This is a genomic window from Streptomyces niveiscabiei (assembly GCF_033794345.1).
Taxonomy (GTDB): domain Bacteria; phylum Actinomycetota; class Actinomycetes; order Streptomycetales; family Streptomycetaceae; genus Streptomyces; species Streptomyces niveiscabiei.
This window is the reverse complement of the sequence record NZ_JARAYJ010000035.1, coordinates 12,490-30,134: the sequence shown is the minus strand read 5'-3', so window position 1 is coordinate 30,134 and position 17,645 is coordinate 12,490. Positions and strand designations below refer to the sequence as shown.

The window sequence follows — 17,645 nt, the reverse complement described above, 5'->3', positions numbered from 1 at the left end:
CCCCTTGCCACCATCCCCGTATGACCGACACCGACGAAGCCACCTACGCGTCCCTCGTCGCCGAAGCCGACGCCGCCCCCACCGACGGCTGGGACTTCTCCTGGTTCGAGGGCCGGGCCACCGAAGCGCGGCCCTCCTGGGGCTACGCCCCGGCCCTCGCCGCCCGCCTGGACGCCGCGGACGCCGCGCTGGACCTGGACACCGGGGGAGGGGAGGTCATGGAGTTCGCGCTGGGCCGTACGGCGACCCCGCCGCGCGTCCTCGCGGCGACGGAGGCGTGGGCCCCGAACGCGGCGAAGGCGGCCCAACTCCTGCGCCCCCGGGGCGTGGTGGTCGTACGCCCCGGCGAGGACGGCGAACTGCCCTTCCCGGACGCCGGGTTCGACCTCGTCTCCAGCCGTCACCCGGTACGCCCGCCCTGGGCGGAGATCGCCCGCGTCCTCACCCCGGGCGGCACGTACTTCGCCCAACACGTGGGCCACCGCAGCGCGTTCGAGCTGGTGGAGGAGTTCCTCGGCCCGCTCCCGGACGAGGTGAGCCGCGACCGGCACCCGGAGGCCGAGGCGGAGGCGGCGCGGAAGGCGGGGCTAGAGGTCACCGACCTCAGGGTGGAGCGCCTGCGGATGGAGTTCCACGACATCGGCGCGGTCGTCCACTTCCTGCGCAAGGTCGTCTGGATGGTCCCCGGTTTCACGTCCGCCCGGTACGAGGCGGAGCTGAGGGCGCTGCACGCCCGCATCACCGCCGATGGCCCCTTCGTGGCGTACAGCGCGCGGCACCTGATCGAGGCGCGCAGACCGGTCGCCGGATAAATGGCCGGGAACCGTCGCCGGGCCTCCCCGATCTCCACAGGGTTTCCACATCGTTATCGCGAACAGGTGCTCCGATCCCCCGGCATCACGTAGATTCGGCCACGGCAATTCGCGCGAGCAAAGCTGCGTGGGCGTCACCGCGCAGTGGAGGGGACCGCGCGGTGGCGCCTTCGTCAAGGAGACGCCGCGCGCCGCGTTCCCCCGTGCGAGGGACCCCCGTACACCCGCGTTTTCAGGCCACGAAACCCCCACGAACAGGGCTTCCGCCCCCGGAACGGCGTCGCCGCGCAACTCCGGAGAGTAATAATTCGGCGCCGATGTACGCGCCATCCCTCACAAAGGGTTATGGTGGAAACCCCCCCTCGGGCCGGTCCGTATCCCCCCCCACGGACCGGCCCGTTTTATTGGGCCGACCCCGGGCGTGATCGCGCACCCCCGCCCGCGCGGACGCAATCAGAGAGCCCTACCCCGGATTAGGCGCCTCAACTCCCCCTGGGGGTAAGCTCCCCGCCTGCGGGGACCGCCGTTTAGGAGGGGCTGAACATCACGTGATCCTGCGCGACAAACTGCGCGGCCTGCTGGTCAGGCTCTACGCACGCCGGGTGGAAGGCCACCTCGACCACACCCAGGTGCCCAAGCACATCGGCGTCATCATGGACGGCAACCGCCGCTGGGCGAAGGCGGCGGGCTCCACGACCGTCCACGGCCACCGCGCCGGCGCCGACAACATGTCCGAGTTCCTCGGCTGGTGCGCCGAGACGGATGTGAAGGTCGTCACGTTCTGGCTCCTGTCGACGGACAACTTCGACCGCCCGAAGGACGAGCTGATCCCGCTCCTCGGCATCATCGAGGACGTCGTCCGGACACTCGCGGCGGACGGCCGCTGGCGGGTCCACCACGTCGGCACGAAGGACCTGCTGCCCGACCAGATGCAGCTGACGCTGAAAGAGGCGGAGCAGGCGACCGAGGACGTCGACGGAATACTGGTGAACGTCGCGATCGGCTACGGCGGCCGGCAGGAGATCGCCGACGCCGTCCGCTCGATGCTCCAGGACGCGCAGGACCGGGGCGTCACCATGGACGAGCTCGCCGGGTCCGTGGACATCGACATGATCGGCCGCCACCTCTACACGAGCGACCAGCCGGACCCCGACCTCGTCATCCGCACCAGCGGCGAACAGCGGCTGTCCGGGTTCATGCTCTGGCAGACCGCGCACTCCGAGTACTACTTCTGCGACGTGTTCTGGCCCGCCTTCCGCAAGGTCGACTTCCTGCGCGCCCTGCGCGACTACGCGGCCCGCCACCGCCGCTTCGGCGGCTGACCGAGGCAGGTCGGCAACCGCTTTCCGGGCCTCCCACCACAGGCGTAACAAGCTGTTCACCAAGGCGCCGTACTCCGCCGTGGCATGACGGCGCAAATTAGAGGGCATAAGCCAAGCAGGTCGACACCCGACCCACGGGTGTCGGATCTCAGCGGACGGCACGGGGCCGTCCGCCCGGGAGGCCCTTTGCACCAGCCCGACCGTGCGGTCACGGCACGGACGAAGCAGTGGAGGGCCGGTTTCCGGCCCGTGCAAACGGGCCCGGTACCGGTCCAGCTCCACTCCGTCGCTCCCCGACCTCATCCGAGGGGGTACGTCCTTCCGTGGTGACCAGCACAAAGCGCCACAAGTCCGACCGGCGCACCTATGTTCTCGACACCAGCGTCCTGCTGGCCGACCCGTCCGCGATGACCCGCTTCGAGGAGCACGAAGTCGTGCTCCCGATCGTCGTGGTCACCGAACTGGAGGCCAAGCGGCACCATCCCGAGCTCGGTTACTTCGCCCGCCAGGCGCTGCGCCTGCTGGACGACTACCGGGTGAAGTTCGGCCGCCTGGACGCGCCCATCCCGATCGGGGAACTGGGCGGCTCGATCCGTGTCGAGCTCAACCACTCGGACCCCAGCATCCTGCCCAGCGGCTACCGCCTGGGGGACAACGACTCCCGCATCCTGGCGGTCGCGCGCAACCTCCAGGCCGAGGGGTACGACGTCACCGTCGTCTCGAAGGATCTGCCTCTGCGCATCAAGGCGTCCTCGGTCGGCCTCCTCGCCGAGGAGTACCGCGCCGAACTCGCCATCACGGACTCCTCCGGCTGGACCGGCATGTCCGAACTGACCCTGCCGGGCGACCAGGTGGACGTCCTCTTCGAGGAAGGACACGTGTACGTCCCCGAGGCCGCCGACCTCCCCGTGCACACCGGCCTCACCATCCAGTCCGAGCGCGGCAAGGCCCTCGGCCGGGTCACCCCCGAGGGCAACATCCGCCTCGTACGCGGCGACCGCGAGGCGTTCGGCATCAAGGGCCGCAGCGCCGAGCAGCGCATCGCGCTCGACCTGCTGCTCGACCCGGACGTCGGGATCGTGTCGATGGGCGGCCGGGCCGGCACCGGCAAGTCCGCGCTCGCCCTGTGCGCGGGCCTGGAGGCGGTCCTGGAGCGCCGCCAGCACAAGAAGGTGATGGTCTTCCGCCCGCTGTACGCGGTCGGCGGCCAGGAACTCGGCTACCTGCCCGGCTCCGAGGCCGAGAAGATGAGCCCGTGGGCGCAGGCCGTCTTCGACACGCTGTCGGCCGTCACGAGCCGCGAGGTCATCGAGGAGGTGACCGCGCGCGGGATGCTCGAAGTGCTCCCCCTGACCCACATCCGGGGCCGCTCCCTGCACGACGCGTTCGTCATCGTCGACGAGGCCCAGTCCCTGGAGCGGAACGTCCTGCTGACGGTCCTGTCCCGGATCGGCGCCAACTCCCGTGTCGTCCTCACCCACGACGTCGCCCAGCGCGACAACCTGAGGGTGGGCCGGTACGACGGTGTCGTGGCCGTGGTGGAGAAGCTGAAGGGGCATCCGCTCTTCGCGCACGTCACCCTCACCCGCTCCGAGCGCTCCCAGATCGCCGCGCTCGTGACCGAAATGCTGGAGGACGGCAGCATCTGACCGTCTTCGGACGGCCGTTCGGCGCCGCCCCGCAAAGGCCGAGAGCCTAGCGGGGCGGCGCCCCCGTGTGTGAGCGTTCGCCGAAATCCCTTGCCCCACAGCCGATGTGAGCTTTCACACCCAACTCGGAATTGTCATCGGCGGCTTGTTACGGCAGAGTCTCGGTTCTGTCAGGCCCCGCGTGCGACACAGCTGTACCCCCAGCGGTGCAGCGTCCCAAACTTCACATACGCCGTCGTACGCCGCCCAAGTACCAGAAGGCGCCCCCCGATACGGGGTCGCCGGTGGGCCAGCGCTTCCCGTGACCCCGTAGTTGGAGGCCAGCGCCAGGGGCACGATCGCGTCCGCCAGGGTCACCGAAGCGGGCGATGCTGGAAGGAAACCGTGTGAGCCGGGTCTCGGTCCGGGGGTTCGCAGTGGCTTCGGCCACCGCGGTCACCGCCGTCGGAAGTGTCGTGGGCGTTGCCTCGGGCAGCGTCGCCGCGCAGCAGAACACCGACGCACAGACGACGGCGGACGACGCCATGCTCCTCGCGGACATCCCCGTGGGTCAGCAGGCCGAGGTCCAGACCGCCTCCCTGACGCAGCAGGCCGCCTACCAGGCCATGGCCGCGGACGAGAGCGCGAAGAAGGGTGCCGAGGAGGCCGCGCGCAAGGCCGCCGCCGAGGTCGCCATCGCCAAGAAGGAGGCCGCCGAAGAGGCGGCGAAGGCCAAGGCGGAGGCCGAGGCCAAGGCGAAGGCCGCCAAGGGCGACTTCCCGGTCCTCAGCTCCTACTCCATCTCCGACATCCAGTCGATGGCCCGCCAGATGGTTGCAGGCGGCCAGTGGCAGTGCTTCTCGAACATCGTCGACCACGAGTCGAGCTGGAACTACCGCGCCGTCAACGCCTCCTCGGGCGCCTACGGCCTCTTCCAGGCGCTGCCCGGCTCCAAGATGTCCTCGGTCGGCTCCGACTGGCGGACCAACCCCGCGACGCAGATCAAGTGGGGCCTGAACTACATGAACGAACGTTACGGCAGCCCCTGTGACGCCTGGTCGTTCTGGCAGGCCAACAACTGGTACTAGGCGCCGGTTCCGGCAGGGCGTTCCTTTTCGCGGGGCGTTCCTCTCAACCTCCTTCAGCCCCTCCCCGTCCTTAGGGGAGGGGCTGTTGCCCTGTACGGTCTGTTTCGACGCGGCTCCCGGGGAGGAGTGGTGGCAAGAACCGGGAGGACCCGGGAAAAGGGACGGAAACGGATCATGTCGCGAGTGCCAGGGTGGCTCGGCCGGCTCGGCGCCGGTCTCACCAAGGTCGGCGAGCGCCTCGACGAGCGGCGCGCGGAGGTCGAGCGGGACGGCGGCGTGCTGGACGAGCCGAAGCCGCGCCCTCGCGTGCGGCAGACCCCGGCCCCGGCCGCCGCGTCGAGCGTCGAGCCGACGGCCGAGGCGGATCCGCAGGCACGGGCGGGAGGGGAACCGGCGCCGCGGCCCGGCGGGGACCAGGATCCACCCGCCGACGCGATCTCCGGGCCGGCCGCCGACGCGGTGCCTGAGCCGTCCGCTGATCCGGTCTCCGGCCCGCCCGCTAAGCCGAGTCCTTCGGCCTCAGGAGTTTCGAAGGCCCCGGAAGCTTCGAGGGCCCCGGGAGTTTCGGGAGCCTCAGATGTTTCGGGGGGCTCAGAGGTCTCGGGGCTCTCCGGCGCGTCCGTCGCTCCGCGTCCCGCGCGCCGTCGTGCGCGTCCGCCCGTCCTGCGTACCGACCCCGCGCAGGCCGTCCCCTGGGGGGTGCGGGTCGCTGCCGAGGCCGGCTGGCGGCTGCTCGTGCTCGCCGGGACCGTGTGGATCCTCATGCGGGTCATCAGCGCGGTCCAGCTCGTCGTCTTCGCCTTCGTCATCGGCCTGTTGCTGACCGCGCTGCTCGAACCGGCCGTCGCCGCGCTGAAGCGGCGGGGGGTGCCGCGCGGGCTCGCGACCGCGTTGACCGCCGTCCTCGGGTTCGTCGTCATCGGGCTGCTCGGGTGGTTCGTCACCTGGCAGGTGATGGAGAACATCGACGACCTGTCCAACCAGATCCAGTCCGGTATCGACGACCTGCGGCGCTGGCTCCTCGACAGCCCCTTCCACGTCACCGACAAACAGATCAACGCGATCGCCAAGAACCTGCGCGACGCGGTCGGCGACAACGCGGACGAGATCACGTCGGCGGGTCTGGAGGGCGTGACGGTCATCGTCGAGGCCCTCACGGGCGTGTTGCTGGCGGCGTTCTCCACGCTCTTCCTGCTCTACGACGGCCGCCGTATCTGGGAGTGGACCCTCAAGATCGTCCCCGCGGCGGCCCGTGAGGGCGTCGCCGGCGCCGGGCCTCGCGCGTGGGCGACCCTCACGGCGTACGTCCGGGGCACGGTCGTCGTCGCCCTGATCGACGCCATCTTCATCGGCCTCGGCATCTACTTCCTCGACGTCCCCATGGCCGTCCCCCTCGCCGTCTTCATCTTCCTGTTCTCCTTCATCCCCCTGGTCGGAGCGGTCGCCTCCGGCGCCCTCGCGGTCCTGGTCGCCCTGGTCACCCAGGGCCCCTTCACCGCCGTCATGACCCTCGCCGTCGTCCTCGCCGTCCAGCAGATCGAGGGTCACATCCTCCAGCCCTTCATCCTCGGCCGCGCGGTCAGCGTCCACCCCCTCGCCGTCGTCCTCTCCGTCGCGGCGGGCGGGATCGTCGCGGGCATCGGCGGAGCGGTCGTCGCCGTGCCGCTGGTGGCGGTGACGAACACGGTCGTGGGGTACCTGCGCCGGTACGCGGCCGAACAGCGGGAACTGGAGGAGGAGTTCGAGGAGGACGAGGGGCTCGCTCAACAGCGGTGAGCGGGGCTGCCGTACGGCGCGCCGGTCGGCAGCTCCCGCCCCAGCCGCGCCAGCGGCGACAGCGCCATCACCAGCGGCGAGAGCAGCATCGCCGCGGCCGTCACCAGCAGCCCGGTCCGCGGCCCCCACGCCTCCGCGAGGAACCCTCCGGTGAGCGAGCCGAGCGGGGCGAGCCCCAGTCCGACGAAGGTGATGGTCGTGGCGACCCGGCCCTGTAGTTGGTCCGGGGTGACGGACTGGCGTACGGCCATGACGGTGACGTTCACGAGCTGTCCGCCGAGGCCGAGGACGAAACCGGCCGCGAGGAGCACGGGGACCGTCGCGGCCCAGGAGCCGTGCAGCGCGGGTACGCAGAGGAAGGCGCCGTCCCCGAGAAGCGCCGCGCACACGAGTACGGGGCCGTGGCCGAACCGGCGCGGGAGGCGGGCGGCGAGCAGGGAACCCAGCAGGGCGCCCGGCCCCGGCGCGGCGAGGACCAGCCCGATCACCGTCCCCGAGAGGTGGAGTTCTCTCGGCAGGAAGAGGAGGTGGACGGTCGTCACCGCGGCGAAGGAGAACTGGAACGCGGCCGAGGCGAGGCAGACCGCTCGCAGGGTGGGGTCCCGGACGACGAACCGCAGGCCCGCACGGATTCCGCCGGGCCTGCCGGGGATCGGCTCGGCCCGCCGTATCCGCCGGATCGACAGGAACGACAGCGCGAAGCACACGGCGCCCAGGGCCAAGACGACCGGCGCCGCCAGCAGGGAGACCGCCGAACCTCCCAGCGCCGGCCCCCCGATCTGCGCCGCGGACCGGCTGCCCTCCAGCGCGCTGTTGCCCCGCACGAGGTGACCGCGCTCCACCAGCCGTACGAGCGACGCCTGATATGCCACGTCGAAGAACACGGACAGCGTCCCGACGACGAAGGCGAGCACGAACAGACCGGGCACCCCGAACCACCCCAAGCCCCCGGCGACCCCGGCGACCCCCAGCACCAGCGCGCGCCCCGCATCGGTGAGCACCAGCACCGTACGGCTCCGCCACCGGTCCACCCACGCACCGGCGAGGAGCGCGAACAGGGGGGCGGCAACCGGATTGACTGGTTGGCCCGCCTTGTTCCCGCTGTGGGGACCCTGTTCCGAACCTGTGACAATCGGCCCTGACCTGCGGGAACAAACCGCAGGTCAGGGCCTACACACTCCGCGTATACACACCACGTATACACCGCATGTACAGTCCTCCCTATGTCCATCGGTCACACCCTCCTGGGACTCCTGGAGTCCGGACCCCGTCACGGTTACGACCTGAAGCGGGCGTTCGACGAGAAGTTCGGTCACGACCGGCCGCTGCACTACGGCCAGGTCTACTCGACGATGTCGCGGCTGCTGAAGAACGGCCTCGTGGAGGTCGACGGCATCGAGGCCGGCGACGGCCCCGAGCGGAAGCGGTACGCGATCACCGGCGCCGGCGTCACGGACGTCGAGCGGTGGCTGGCGACGCCGGAGAAGCCGGAGCCGTACCTCCAGTCGACGCTGTACACGAAGGTCGTCCTCGCGCTGCTGACCAACCGCGACGCGGCCGACATCCTCGACACGCAGCGCTCGGAGCACCTGCGCAGCATGCGCATCCTGACCGACCGCAAGCGCAAGGGCGACCTCGCGGACCAACTCGTCTGCGACCACGCCCTGTTCCACCTGGAAGCGGACCTGCGCTGGCTCGAACTCACCGCCGCGAGGCTGGAGAAACTCCGCGAGGCAGTGACCCGATGACCCCGACCGCCCGGCCGACCCCGACCATTCATCCGACCCCGATACCAAGGACGGTGGCCCCGTGACCGCTCCCGCCGGTTCCCTCCTCGCCGCGGAGGATCTCCGCAAGGCGTACGGCCCCACCATGGCGCTGGACGGCGCCGAGTTCTCCATCCACCCCGGTGAGGTCGTCGCCGTGATGGGGCCCTCGGGGTCGGGGAAGTCGACGCTGCTGCACTGCCTCGCGGGGATCGTGACGCCCGACTCGGGGTCGATCATGTACGACGGCCAGGAGATGGCGACGATGAACGACGCCCGCAGAAGCGCGCTGCGCCGCTCGGAGTTCGGGTTCGTGTTCCAGTTCGGCCAGCTCGTACCGGAGTTGACGTGCGTGGAGAACGTCGCCCTGCCGCTGCGGCTGAACGGCACGTCCCGCAGGGCCGCCGAGAAGACGGCGCTGGGCTGGATGGAGCGCCTTGAGGTGGACGACCTGTCCCGCAAGCGCCCCGGTGAGATCTCCGGCGGCCAGGGCCAACGCGTCGCGGTGGCAAGGGCGTTGGTGACGAGCCCGCGTGTCCTGTTCGCGGACGAGCCGACCGGCGCGCTGGACTCCCTGAACGGTGAGCGCGTGATGGAGCTGCTGACGGAGGCGGCCCGCACGACGGGCGCCGCGGTCGTCCTGGTCACCCACGAGGCACGGGTCGCCGCCTACTCGGACCGCGAGATCGTCGTCCGGGACGGCCGGTCGAGGGACATGGAGCGCGTCGTATGAACAAGGCGAGATCATGGTCCCGGGACCTCGCCATGGGGATGCGGTTCGCGTTCGCCGGGGGCCGCGAGGGCTGGTCGAGGGCGCTGCTGACGGCCGCGGGCGTGGGCCTGGGCGTGGCGCTGCTGCTGCTCGCCGCGGCGGTCCCGCACGCGCTGAGCGCACGCGACGCGCGGGACGAGGCCCGCTCGGACTGGTCGTACAACTCCGAGACCGCGCCGAAGAAGGGCGACAACACGGTCCTGGTGATCCGCGCCGACACGACGTTCCGCGAGAAGTCGGTGCGCGGACGCCTGGTCGAGCCGGAGGGCCCGCGCGCCCCGCTGCCGCCCGGCGTGAAGGAGTACCCGAAGGCCGGCACGATGGTCGTCTCGCCGAAGCTGAAGGAGCTCCTGGACTCCGGCTCCGGCAAGCTGCTGCGCGAGCGGCTGCCGTACGAGATCGCGGGGACGATCGGTGACCAGGGCATCGTCGGTTCGCAGGAGTTGTCGTACTACCTGACCCTGCCGGGGCTCGACAAGCAGGACCGGCAGAGGCAGGTCATACGGCTGGACAAGTGGGGCAGGGCCGACAAGCCGCAGTCGCCGGACGCGCCCGACCCGATCCTCGTCCTGCTCACGGTCATCGTGATCGTCGTCCTGCTCGTGCCCGTCGGCGTGTTCGTCTCGGCGGCCGTCCGCATCGGCGGCGAGCGGCGCGACAAACGGCTCGCGGCGCTGCGGCTCGTAGGCTCGGACGGGCTGATGACGCGGCGGATCGCGGCCGGCGAGGCGCTCGCGGGGGCGCTCCTCGGGCTCGGGGTCGGCGCCGTGCTCTTCCTGATAGGCCGTCAACTCGCGGGCCAGGTCGAGCTGATGGAGATCAGCGTGCAGTCCCGCGACCTGGCGCCCTCGCCGCTGCTGACCCTGCTCGTGGTCGTCGCGGTGCCCGCGGCGGCCGTCGGGGTCACCCTGTTCACGCTGCGCGGCGTCGTCATCGAACCGCTCGGCGTGGTGCGTACGGCGCGCCCCTCGCGGCGCCGCCTGTGGTGGCGGCTGCTGCTGCCGGTCGCCGGGGCCGGGCTGCTCTTCCCGATGATCGGCCAGGGCCGCAGCGGCGGCACCTTCAACGAGTACCTCGTCGTCACCGGCGTCCTCCTGCTGCTGGTCGGCGTGACCGCGCTGCTGCCGTGGCTGGTCGAGACGGCCGTCGCCCGGCTCGGCTCGGGCGGGGTGGCCTGGCAACTGGCCGTACGGCGGCTCCAGTTGAGCAGCGGTCTGGCGGCGAGGATGGTCAACGGGGTCGCTGTCGCGGTGGCCGGCGCGATCGCGCTCCAGATGCTGTTCACCGGGGTGAGCGGCGACTACACCGAGGACACCGGGCAGGACACGACCCGCGCGGCGATGCAGGTGTCGGCGCAGTTCGACCAACTCGTCGGCTACGAGGCCGCGTTCGACCGGACGAAGGGCGTGAAGCAGGCCGCCGGGTTCGCCACGACCTACGTCGGCGACCGGGCGTACTTCAACTCCGAGAACGGGGGCGGCCGTTACGTCCGGGTGACGCTCGGGAACTGCGCGAGCCTGAAGGAGGTCGCCCAACTGCCGTCCTGCACCGACGGGGACGTCTTCCGGGTCGCGAGGGAGGACGGCACCTACGAGAGCTCCGACGACGAGGTGGGCGCCAAGGACGAGGGCCTCCTCAAGGCCGGCCGGCCCGTCTACTTCAGTGTGGACGACGAGGGCAGGAAGCAGGCGGCGTGGACCGTACCGGCGGTCCTGAAGCCCGCGCAGCCCATCGACGACCCCACCGGGGACCGGCACTACGGGGTGCTGATCACGCCGAAGGCCATGCCGAAGGAGATGGCGAAGACCGCCTGGGGCAGCGTCTACATCACCCTCGACGACTCCGTCCCGGACGCGGCCGACCTGGTCCGCAACACGGCGGCGCGCCTCGACCCGGCGTCCGACCCGATGATGTGGCACAGCAGCAAGGTGTCCGAGGAGTACGACAAGATCCGTACGGGGCTCCTGGTCGGCGCGACCTGCGTCCTCGGCCTGATCGGCGCGAGCCTGCTGGTCTCGCAGCTCGAACAGCTGCGTGAGCGGCGGAAGTTGCTCTCCGCGCTGGTGGCCTTCGGCACCCGGCGCCGGACCCTGTCGCTGTCCGTCCTGTGGCAGACGGCGGTCCCGATCGCCCTCGGCCTGGTCCTCGCCGCCGGCATCGGCATCGCGCTCGGCGCGATCCTGCTCGGCATGACCGGCGAACGCATCCACGTCGACTGGTCCGGCGTCTTCACGATGACCGGGATCGCGGCGGGGGTCGTCCTGGTGGTGACGCTGCTCAGCCTGCCGCCGCTGCTGCGGCTGCTGCGGCCGGACGGACTGCGCACGGAGTAGCGACTCCGGTTCCCCGTGGGCACCTTGGGCGGGCCACGGGGGACCGGTACGGGGCGGCGTGGGGAAACAGGGGCCGCCCTCGGGCGAGCGGGCCGGGGGGCCTGCTCGCCCGATTCCCTTTTACGGCAAGCTGTTCATGGCACAGTCCTGGCCGCCCCGACCGTCCGCACCGGCAACGGCCGCAGCGACTCCCGCAACGCCGCCGCCAGTTCGCGGTACTCGCCCGCCCGCGCGGCCCCGGTCCGCGTCACGAGGGCGATGCGCCGCGAGGGCGCCGGAGCCGCGAACGCCGACACCCGCAGGTACGGATTGCGCGCCGTCTCCACCGCCACCGCCGTACCCGGCAGCAGCGTGCAGCCGAGGCCGCCCGCGACGAGCTGGACGAGGGTGGAGAGGCCGGCGGCCGTCGTCGTGACCGGGGTGTCGCCCCGGCCGACCTCGCGGCAGATGTCGAGGGCCTGGTCCCGCAGGCAGTGGCCCTCGTCCAGGAGGAGGAGGTTCAGCTCCTTCAACTTCTCGCGGGGGACGTCCTGCTGGCCGCCGAGGGGGTGGTCCAGCGGGGTCACCAGGACGAAGTCCTCGTCGAACAGCGGGAGTTCGACGACGCCGGGCACGCCCAGCGGGACCGCGAGCAGCAGCAGGTCCAGGCGGCCCGTCGTGAGGCCGTCCAGGAGGCTCGCCGTCTGCTCCTCGTGGACCTGGAGGTCGAGGGCCGGGTAGCGGCCGTGCACCAGGTCGATGACCGTGGGGAGCAGGTACGGCGCGACGGTCGGGATCACCCCGAGGCGCAGCGCCCCCGTGAACGGCGCCCGGACCGCGTCCGCCTCGTCGAGGAGCGACCCGACCTCCGTGAGCACCGCCCGCGCCCGCACCGCGATGCGCTCGCCCGCCGGGGAGAGCAGCACCTTGCGCGTCGTCCGCTCCAGGAGCGTCACCCCCAGGGCCTCCTCCAGCGCGGCCACCGCCCCCGACAGCGCGGGCTGGCTCATGCCGATCGCCGCCGCCGCGTCCCGGAAGTGCAGGTGCTCGGCGACTGCGGCGAACGCCCTCAGCTGGGCCAGACTGGGCTGGCGCCTTCTGGCCCCGGCATTACCCACGGTCACTGATAGCCACCTCCGATCAACACTCCCGAGTGTAGCTATTTCCCTAATTAATGCACCTTGTGCAAGCATCTGCGTCGTCCGACCCTCTCGACCCTCTCGCTACAAGGAGCGCTCATGCTCACTGTCGGTGACAAGTTCCCCGAGTTCGAACTGACCGCCTGTGTCTCGCTGGAGAAGGGCAGGGAGTTCGAGACGATCCACCACAAGTCGTACGAGGGAAAGTGGCTGGTCGTCTTCGCGTGGCCCAAGGACTTCACCTTCGTGTGCCCCACCGAGATCGCCGCGTTCGGCAAGCTCAACGACGACTTCGCCGACCGTGACGCCCAGATCCTCGGCTTCTCCGGCGACTCCGAGTTCGTCCACCACGCCTGGCGCAAGGACCACGCCGACCTGCGCGACCTGCCGTTCCCGATGCTCGCGGACTCCAAGCACGAGCTGATGCGCGACCTCGGCATCGAGGGCGAGGACGGCTTCGCCCAGCGCGCGGTCTTCATCGTGGACCCCAACAAGGAGATCCAGTTCACGATGGTCACCGCCGGGTCCGTCGGCCGGAACCCCAAGGAGGTGCTGCGCGTGCTGGACGCCCTCCAGACCGACGAGCTGTGCCCCTGCAACTGGACCCAGGGCGAGGCGACCCTCGACCCGGCCAAGCTCCTGGCGGGTGAGTGACGTTGAGCCTCGACACCCTCAAGTCCCGCATACCCGACTACGCCAAGGACCTCCGCCTCAACCTGAGTTCGGTCGTCGCCAACTCCGAACTCCCGCCGCAGCAGCTGTGGGGTACGGTCCTGGCGACGGCCATCGCCTCCCGCTCACCCATCGTCCTGCGCGAACTCGCCCCGGACGCACGGGAGATGCTGTCGCCTGAGGCGTATCGCGCGGCGAAGTCGGCGGCTGCGGTCATGGCGATGAACAACGTCTTCTACCGCACCCGGCACCTGCTCTCCGACCACGAGTACGGCAACCTCCGCGCGGGCCTGCGCATGAACGTCATCGGCAACCCCGGCGTCGAGAAGGCCGACTTCGAGCTGTGGTCGTTCGCGGTGTCGGCGGTCAACGGCTGCGGGCTGTGCCTCGACTCCCACGAACAGGTCCTGCGCAAGGCGGGAGTCGGCCGCGAGGTGGTCCAGGAGGCGTTCAAGATCGCCTCGGTGATCCAGGCGGTCGGCGTCACGCTGGAGGCGGAAGAGATCCTCGGCGACTGAACACGCGTACGGTGGCCCTGCCGAGCGGGGCCGCCGTCGTGCGCGTCCGGGGTGGCGGAGCCGCTACTCCCGCCCGCCCGACGACCCCGGCGGCCTCCCCCGCCGCGGCAGCGGCCCCGCACCCCCCGGCAGCCTCCCCGCCTCCTGCAACGCCTTGCGCAGCAGGAACTCGATCTGCGCGTTGGCGGACCGCAGTTCGTCACCGGCCCAGCGGGCCAGCGCGTCGTAGACGGACGGGTCCAGCCGCAGCAGAACCTGCTTGCGCTGCGGCCGGCGCTCGCCGGGAGAGGGGGAGGTCACTGGTAGAGGGTCCCGGTGTTGAGGACGGGCTGGGGCGCGCGGTCCCCGCAGAGGACCACCATCAGGTTGGACACCATCGCCGCCTTGCGCTCGTTGTCGAGTTCCACGATGTCCTGCTCGGTGATGCGGGCCAGCGCCGCCTCCACCATGCCCACCGCGCCGTCGACGATCTCACGCCGGGCCGCGACGACCGCGCCCGCCTGCTGCCGCTGAAGCATCGCGGAGGCGATCTCAGGAGCGTACGCGAGATGCGTGAAGCGCGACTCGATGATCTGGACGCCGGCGGTGTCGACGCGCTCGCGCAGTTCGACGGCGAGCTTCTCGGTGATCTCCTCGGCGTTGCCGCGCAGCGAGAGGCCGCCCTCGTCGTGGGCGTCGTAGGGGTACTCGATGGCGATGTGCCGGACGGCCGCCTCGGTCTGCGTGGAGACGAACTCCTGGTAGTTGTCGACCTCGAAGCTGGCCTGCGCGGTGTCCTCGACCCGCCACACGACGACGGCGGCCAGCTCGATGGGGTTGCCGTACGCGTCGTTGACCTTCAGCACGGGCGTCTCGTGGTTGCGCACCCGCGTCGAGATCTTGGCCCGGGAGGAGAACGGGTTCACCCACCGCAGCCCGTCGTCCCGCAGCGTCCCCCGGTACCGGCCGAAGAGCTGCACGACGCGGGCCTCGCCCGGCGCGATCATGTTCAGCCCGCAGAGCGTGAAGAGCGCGGCGACGGCGATGACGATGCCGCCGGCGACGAGTACGGCCTTGGCGGCGACGGCCGTGACGCCGGCCGCCGAGACCGCCGTACCGATGCCGCCGAACAGTCCCAGCAGCCCGAGCGACAGGGCGAGCCCGCCGCCGACGCTGTGCGCCGGGAACTCTCGTACCGGATTGTCCGTCATGGTCTGTTCAGTCATGGGTTGTCCCCCGAGGTCACTAGCGTTGGTCTAGCTAAGTGATATCACTTTTTTGGCTCGCGGCAACCCTTGGGCGTACGGAAGCGTCGAAAACGTTGGGGAGGAACGGGTGTGATCCCGGGGGCCGTTGTGTCCGGGTGCTCAGTATCACGCCCGTAAGAGTCCGCATCGGCGGACCTTTGTCATAGAGAGCGATGTTAGTTTTCTGAGCTGACCTGCCGAGACGGAAGCGGAGCGAGCGGACTCATGGGACGAGCGGACGACAGACGTGCGCGACAGCGCGGTGGCCGCCGCGCGGCGCCCAAAGAACGCTCGGAGCGGGGTCCGGAGGCGCCGATACCGGCGGGCGCCGCCCCGGAGCCGATACCCGGCGGTCGTGCGGCGGCGCGCCGCGCGGCGCAAAAAAGCGGTAAGAAAAAGGACGGCCGCAGCCTCATACGCAGGATGTTCACCTGGAAGAAGATCCTGGGGACGTTCCTCGGCCTGTGCCTCCTCACCATCGGCGCCTTCATCGCCGCGTACATGATGATCGGGATCCCGGAGGGGAACGCCGACGCGCTGAAGCAGAGCAACGTCATCCGCTACAGCGACGGCACGGTCCTCGCCCGCGACGGCGACCTCAACCGCGAGAACGTCGCCCTCTCCAAGATCCCCAAGGACGTCCAGCGCACCTTCGTCGCCGCCGAGAACAAGACCTTCTACCAGGACTCCGGCATCGACCTGAAGGGCACCGCCCGAGGCATCCTCAACACCGTCGCCGGGCGCGGCGCGCAGGGCGGCTCGACCATCACCCAGCAGTACGTCAAGAACTACTACCTCACCCAGGAACAGACGGTCACCCGCAAGCTCCAGGAGATCGTCATCTCCCTGAAGCTCGACCGCCAGAAGTCCAAGGACTACATCCTGGAGGGGTACATCAACACCAGCTACTACGGCCGTGGCGCGTACGGCATCCAGGCCGCAGCCCAGGCGTACTACCACGTCGACGCCGACCGCCTCTCCGTCGAACAGGGCGCCTACCTCGCCGCCCTCCTCCAGGCCCCCAGCCAGTACGACTGGGCGGCGGCCACCCCGACCGGCAAGAAGCTCGTGCAGGCCCGCTGGAACTACGTCCTGGACAACATGGTCGGCCAGAAGTGGCTGGACAAGACCAAGCGCGACGCCATGAAGTTCCCCATCCCGCTCGACCCCAAGCCGGCCGCAGGCAACAAGGGCCAGGTCGGCTACCTCGTCGACGCGGCGAAGAAGGAACTCTCCCGGCAGCTCGTCGCCACCGGCCGGGCCGCCAGCAGGTCCGAGGCCGACGCCCTGGTCACCCGGGGCGGCTGGACCATCACCCTCAACATCGACAAGAAGAAGCAGGCGGCCCTCGAAGCGTCCGTCAAGGAGCAGCTCACCAGCAAGCTCGACCCGAAGAAACGCTCCGTGGACGGCGACGTCCAGGCCGGGGCCGCGTCCGTCGACCCGAAGACCGGCAAGGTCGTCGCGATGTACGGCGGCACGGACTACCTGGAGCACTACCTCAACAACGCGACCCGCACCGACTACCAGCCGGCGTCCACCTTCAAGCCCGTCATCCTCGCCGCCGCCCTCGCGCACGACGCGAAGACCCAGGACGGCGACACGATCAACGTGAACTCCATCTACGACGGCACCAGCAAGCGTCCCGTCGTCGGCAGCGCGATCGGCTTCGCGCCGGAGAACGAGGACGACGAGGACTACGGCCCGGTCACCATCCAGACGGCGATGAACAAGTCCATCAACTCCGTGTTCGCCCAGCTCGGTGTGGACGTCGGCATGGACAAGGTGATGGAGACGGCCAAGGCGCTGGGCATGGACACCACCGACCTCAAGGCCGTCCCCGCGCAGACCCTCGGCACGATGGGCGCGAGCCCGCTCCAGATGGCCGGCGTCTACGCCACCCTCGACAACCACGGCAAGAAGGTCACCCCGGCGATCATCGAGGAGGCCGAGTCCTCCACGATGACCATCAAGCCGAACCCGATCGGCGAACAGGTCATCACCCGCGAGGCCGCCGACACGGTCACCTCCGTCCTGACCGGCGTGGTCGACGACGGTACGGCCAAGACGTCCGTACGGGACAACCCCAACCGCGACGGGCAGAAGGTCGCGGGCAAGACGGGTACGTCCGACGACAACAAGTCCGCCTGGTTCACGGCCTATACGCCGGACCTGGTGACGTCGGTCGGCCTCTTCGGCGAGTCCGCGAAGCCGCCGCACCCGCAGGTCACCCTGACCGGCGCGACCGGGCTCATCCCCGGCAAGGGCCGTATCAACGGTGGTGGTTACCCGGCGCAGATCTGGGCCGACTACACGTTCGGGGTCTCCTCCAAGGTCTCCAAGTTCGACCTGAAGACCACGCAGGGCGCGGCCGTCCAGCCGACGGTCACGGCCACGCCGTCGCCGAGCCCGTCGCCGCAGCCTTCGAACTCGCCGTCGCCGTCCCCGTCGCCCTCGAAGTCCTCGTCGCCGTCGCCGTCGCCCTCGAAGTCCTCGTCCCCGACGCCGACTCCGACCCCGACTCCCACGCCGACCCCGACCCCGACACCGACGGGCGGGGACACGCTGGGGACGGGCGGGGGGAACCCGTTCGAACCGAGAGAAGGCCAGTAAC

General features: G+C 70.4%; 14 protein-coding genes and 1 pseudogene. 11 read left to right on the top strand and 4 right to left on the bottom strand.

Annotation, left to right across the window (positions count from 1 at the left end; all coding sequences use genetic code 11):
* Positions 1–20: 20 nt before the first annotated feature.
* The 5 genes from PV682_RS34490 to PV682_RS34470 all read left to right on the top strand — a co-directional run bounded on the left by PV682_RS34490 (position 21) and on the right by PV682_RS34470 (position 6,626).
* Entirely contained in the window at positions 21–812 is a 792-nt protein-coding gene (locus tag PV682_RS34490; protein WP_319735693.1) for a methyltransferase domain-containing protein, read from the top strand.
* 548 nt (positions 813–1,360) lie between these two features.
* Positions 1,361–2,134: an isoprenyl transferase gene (locus PV682_RS34485; RefSeq protein WP_319735692.1), complete on the top strand. Its 774-nt coding sequence runs from the start codon at positions 1,361–1,363 to the stop codon at positions 2,132–2,134.
* Positions 2,135–2,457: 323 nt separating this feature from the next.
* A complete protein-coding gene (locus PV682_RS34480; protein ID WP_319735691.1) occupies positions 2,458–3,783 on the top strand; it encodes a PhoH family protein in 1,326 nt (441 codons plus the stop codon).
* 386 nt (positions 3,784–4,169) lie between these two features.
* Positions 4,170–4,850 (top strand): aggregation-promoting factor C-terminal-like domain-containing protein, encoded by a 681-nt coding sequence (locus PV682_RS34475; RefSeq protein WP_319735690.1) that lies wholly within the window; start codon positions 4,170–4,172, stop codon positions 4,848–4,850.
* A gap of 174 nt (positions 4,851–5,024) precedes the next feature.
* A complete protein-coding gene (locus PV682_RS34470) occupies positions 5,025–6,626 on the top strand; it encodes an AI-2E family transporter (protein WP_319735689.1) in 1,602 nt (533 codons plus the stop codon).
* Here PV682_RS34470 and PV682_RS34465 read toward each other — a convergent pair.
* Positions 6,614–7,684 (bottom strand): annotated as a pseudogene (locus PV682_RS34465) (MFS transporter); the annotation flags it as partial. The gene PV682_RS34470 and the pseudogene PV682_RS34465 sit on opposite strands and share 13 nt — an antisense overlap.
* Positions 7,685–7,849: 165 nt before the next feature.
* Here PV682_RS34465 and PV682_RS34460 point away from each other — a divergent pair.
* The 3 genes from PV682_RS34460 to PV682_RS34450 all read left to right on the top strand — a co-directional run bounded on the left by PV682_RS34460 (position 7,850) and on the right by PV682_RS34450 (position 11,497).
* Entirely contained in the window at positions 7,850–8,374 is a 525-nt protein-coding gene (locus tag PV682_RS34460; RefSeq protein ID WP_109361341.1) for a PadR family transcriptional regulator, read from the top strand.
* Between the two features lie 61 nt (positions 8,375–8,435).
* Positions 8,436–9,125, top strand: coding sequence for an ABC transporter ATP-binding protein (locus PV682_RS34455; protein WP_319735688.1), 690 nt, complete (start codon positions 8,436–8,438; stop codon positions 9,123–9,125).
* Positions 9,122–11,497, top strand: a complete 2,376-nt coding sequence (locus tag PV682_RS34450; RefSeq protein ID WP_319735687.1) for an ABC transporter permease — start codon at positions 9,122–9,124, stop codon at positions 11,495–11,497. The genes PV682_RS34455 and PV682_RS34450 overlap by 4 nt, the downstream gene beginning before the upstream one ends.
* Before the next feature lie 134 nt (positions 11,498–11,631).
* Here the strand turns inward: PV682_RS34450 and PV682_RS34445 are convergent, their stop codons facing one another.
* On the bottom strand, positions 11,632–12,600 hold the full coding sequence (locus PV682_RS34445; RefSeq protein WP_319735686.1) for a LysR substrate-binding domain-containing protein: 969 nt from the start codon (positions 12,598–12,600) through the stop codon (positions 11,632–11,634).
* A gap of 114 nt (positions 12,601–12,714) precedes the next feature.
* On the opposite strand from PV682_RS34445, the gene PV682_RS34440 reads away from it, so the two are divergent.
* Complete coding sequence (locus PV682_RS34440) at positions 12,715–13,269, top strand: peroxiredoxin (RefSeq protein WP_319735685.1); 555 nt, start codon at positions 12,715–12,717, stop codon at positions 13,267–13,269.
* 2 nt (positions 13,270–13,271) lie between these two features.
* Positions 13,272–13,805: an alkyl hydroperoxide reductase gene (locus tag PV682_RS34435; protein ID WP_319735684.1), complete on the top strand. Its 534-nt coding sequence runs from the start codon at positions 13,272–13,274 to the stop codon at positions 13,803–13,805.
* Positions 13,806–13,868: 63 nt separating this feature from the next.
* On the opposite strand, the gene PV682_RS34430 is transcribed toward PV682_RS34435, so the two are convergent.
* Both PV682_RS34430 and PV682_RS34425 read right to left on the bottom strand, forming a co-directional pair.
* On the bottom strand, positions 13,869–14,156 hold the full coding sequence (locus PV682_RS34430) for a hypothetical protein (RefSeq protein ID WP_407705794.1): 288 nt from the start codon (positions 14,154–14,156) through the stop codon (positions 13,869–13,871).
* On the bottom strand, positions 14,102–15,010 hold the full coding sequence (locus PV682_RS34425) for an SPFH domain-containing protein (RefSeq protein WP_319735682.1): 909 nt from the start codon (positions 15,008–15,010) through the stop codon (positions 14,102–14,104). Before PV682_RS34425 ends, PV682_RS34430 begins: the two co-directional genes overlap by 55 nt.
* A gap of 246 nt (positions 15,011–15,256) precedes the next feature.
* On the opposite strand from PV682_RS34425, the gene PV682_RS34420 reads away from it, so the two are divergent.
* Positions 15,257–17,644, top strand: a complete 2,388-nt coding sequence (locus PV682_RS34420; protein ID WP_319735681.1) for a transglycosylase domain-containing protein — start codon at positions 15,257–15,259, stop codon at positions 17,642–17,644.
* Position 17,645: the final 1 nt, after the last annotated feature.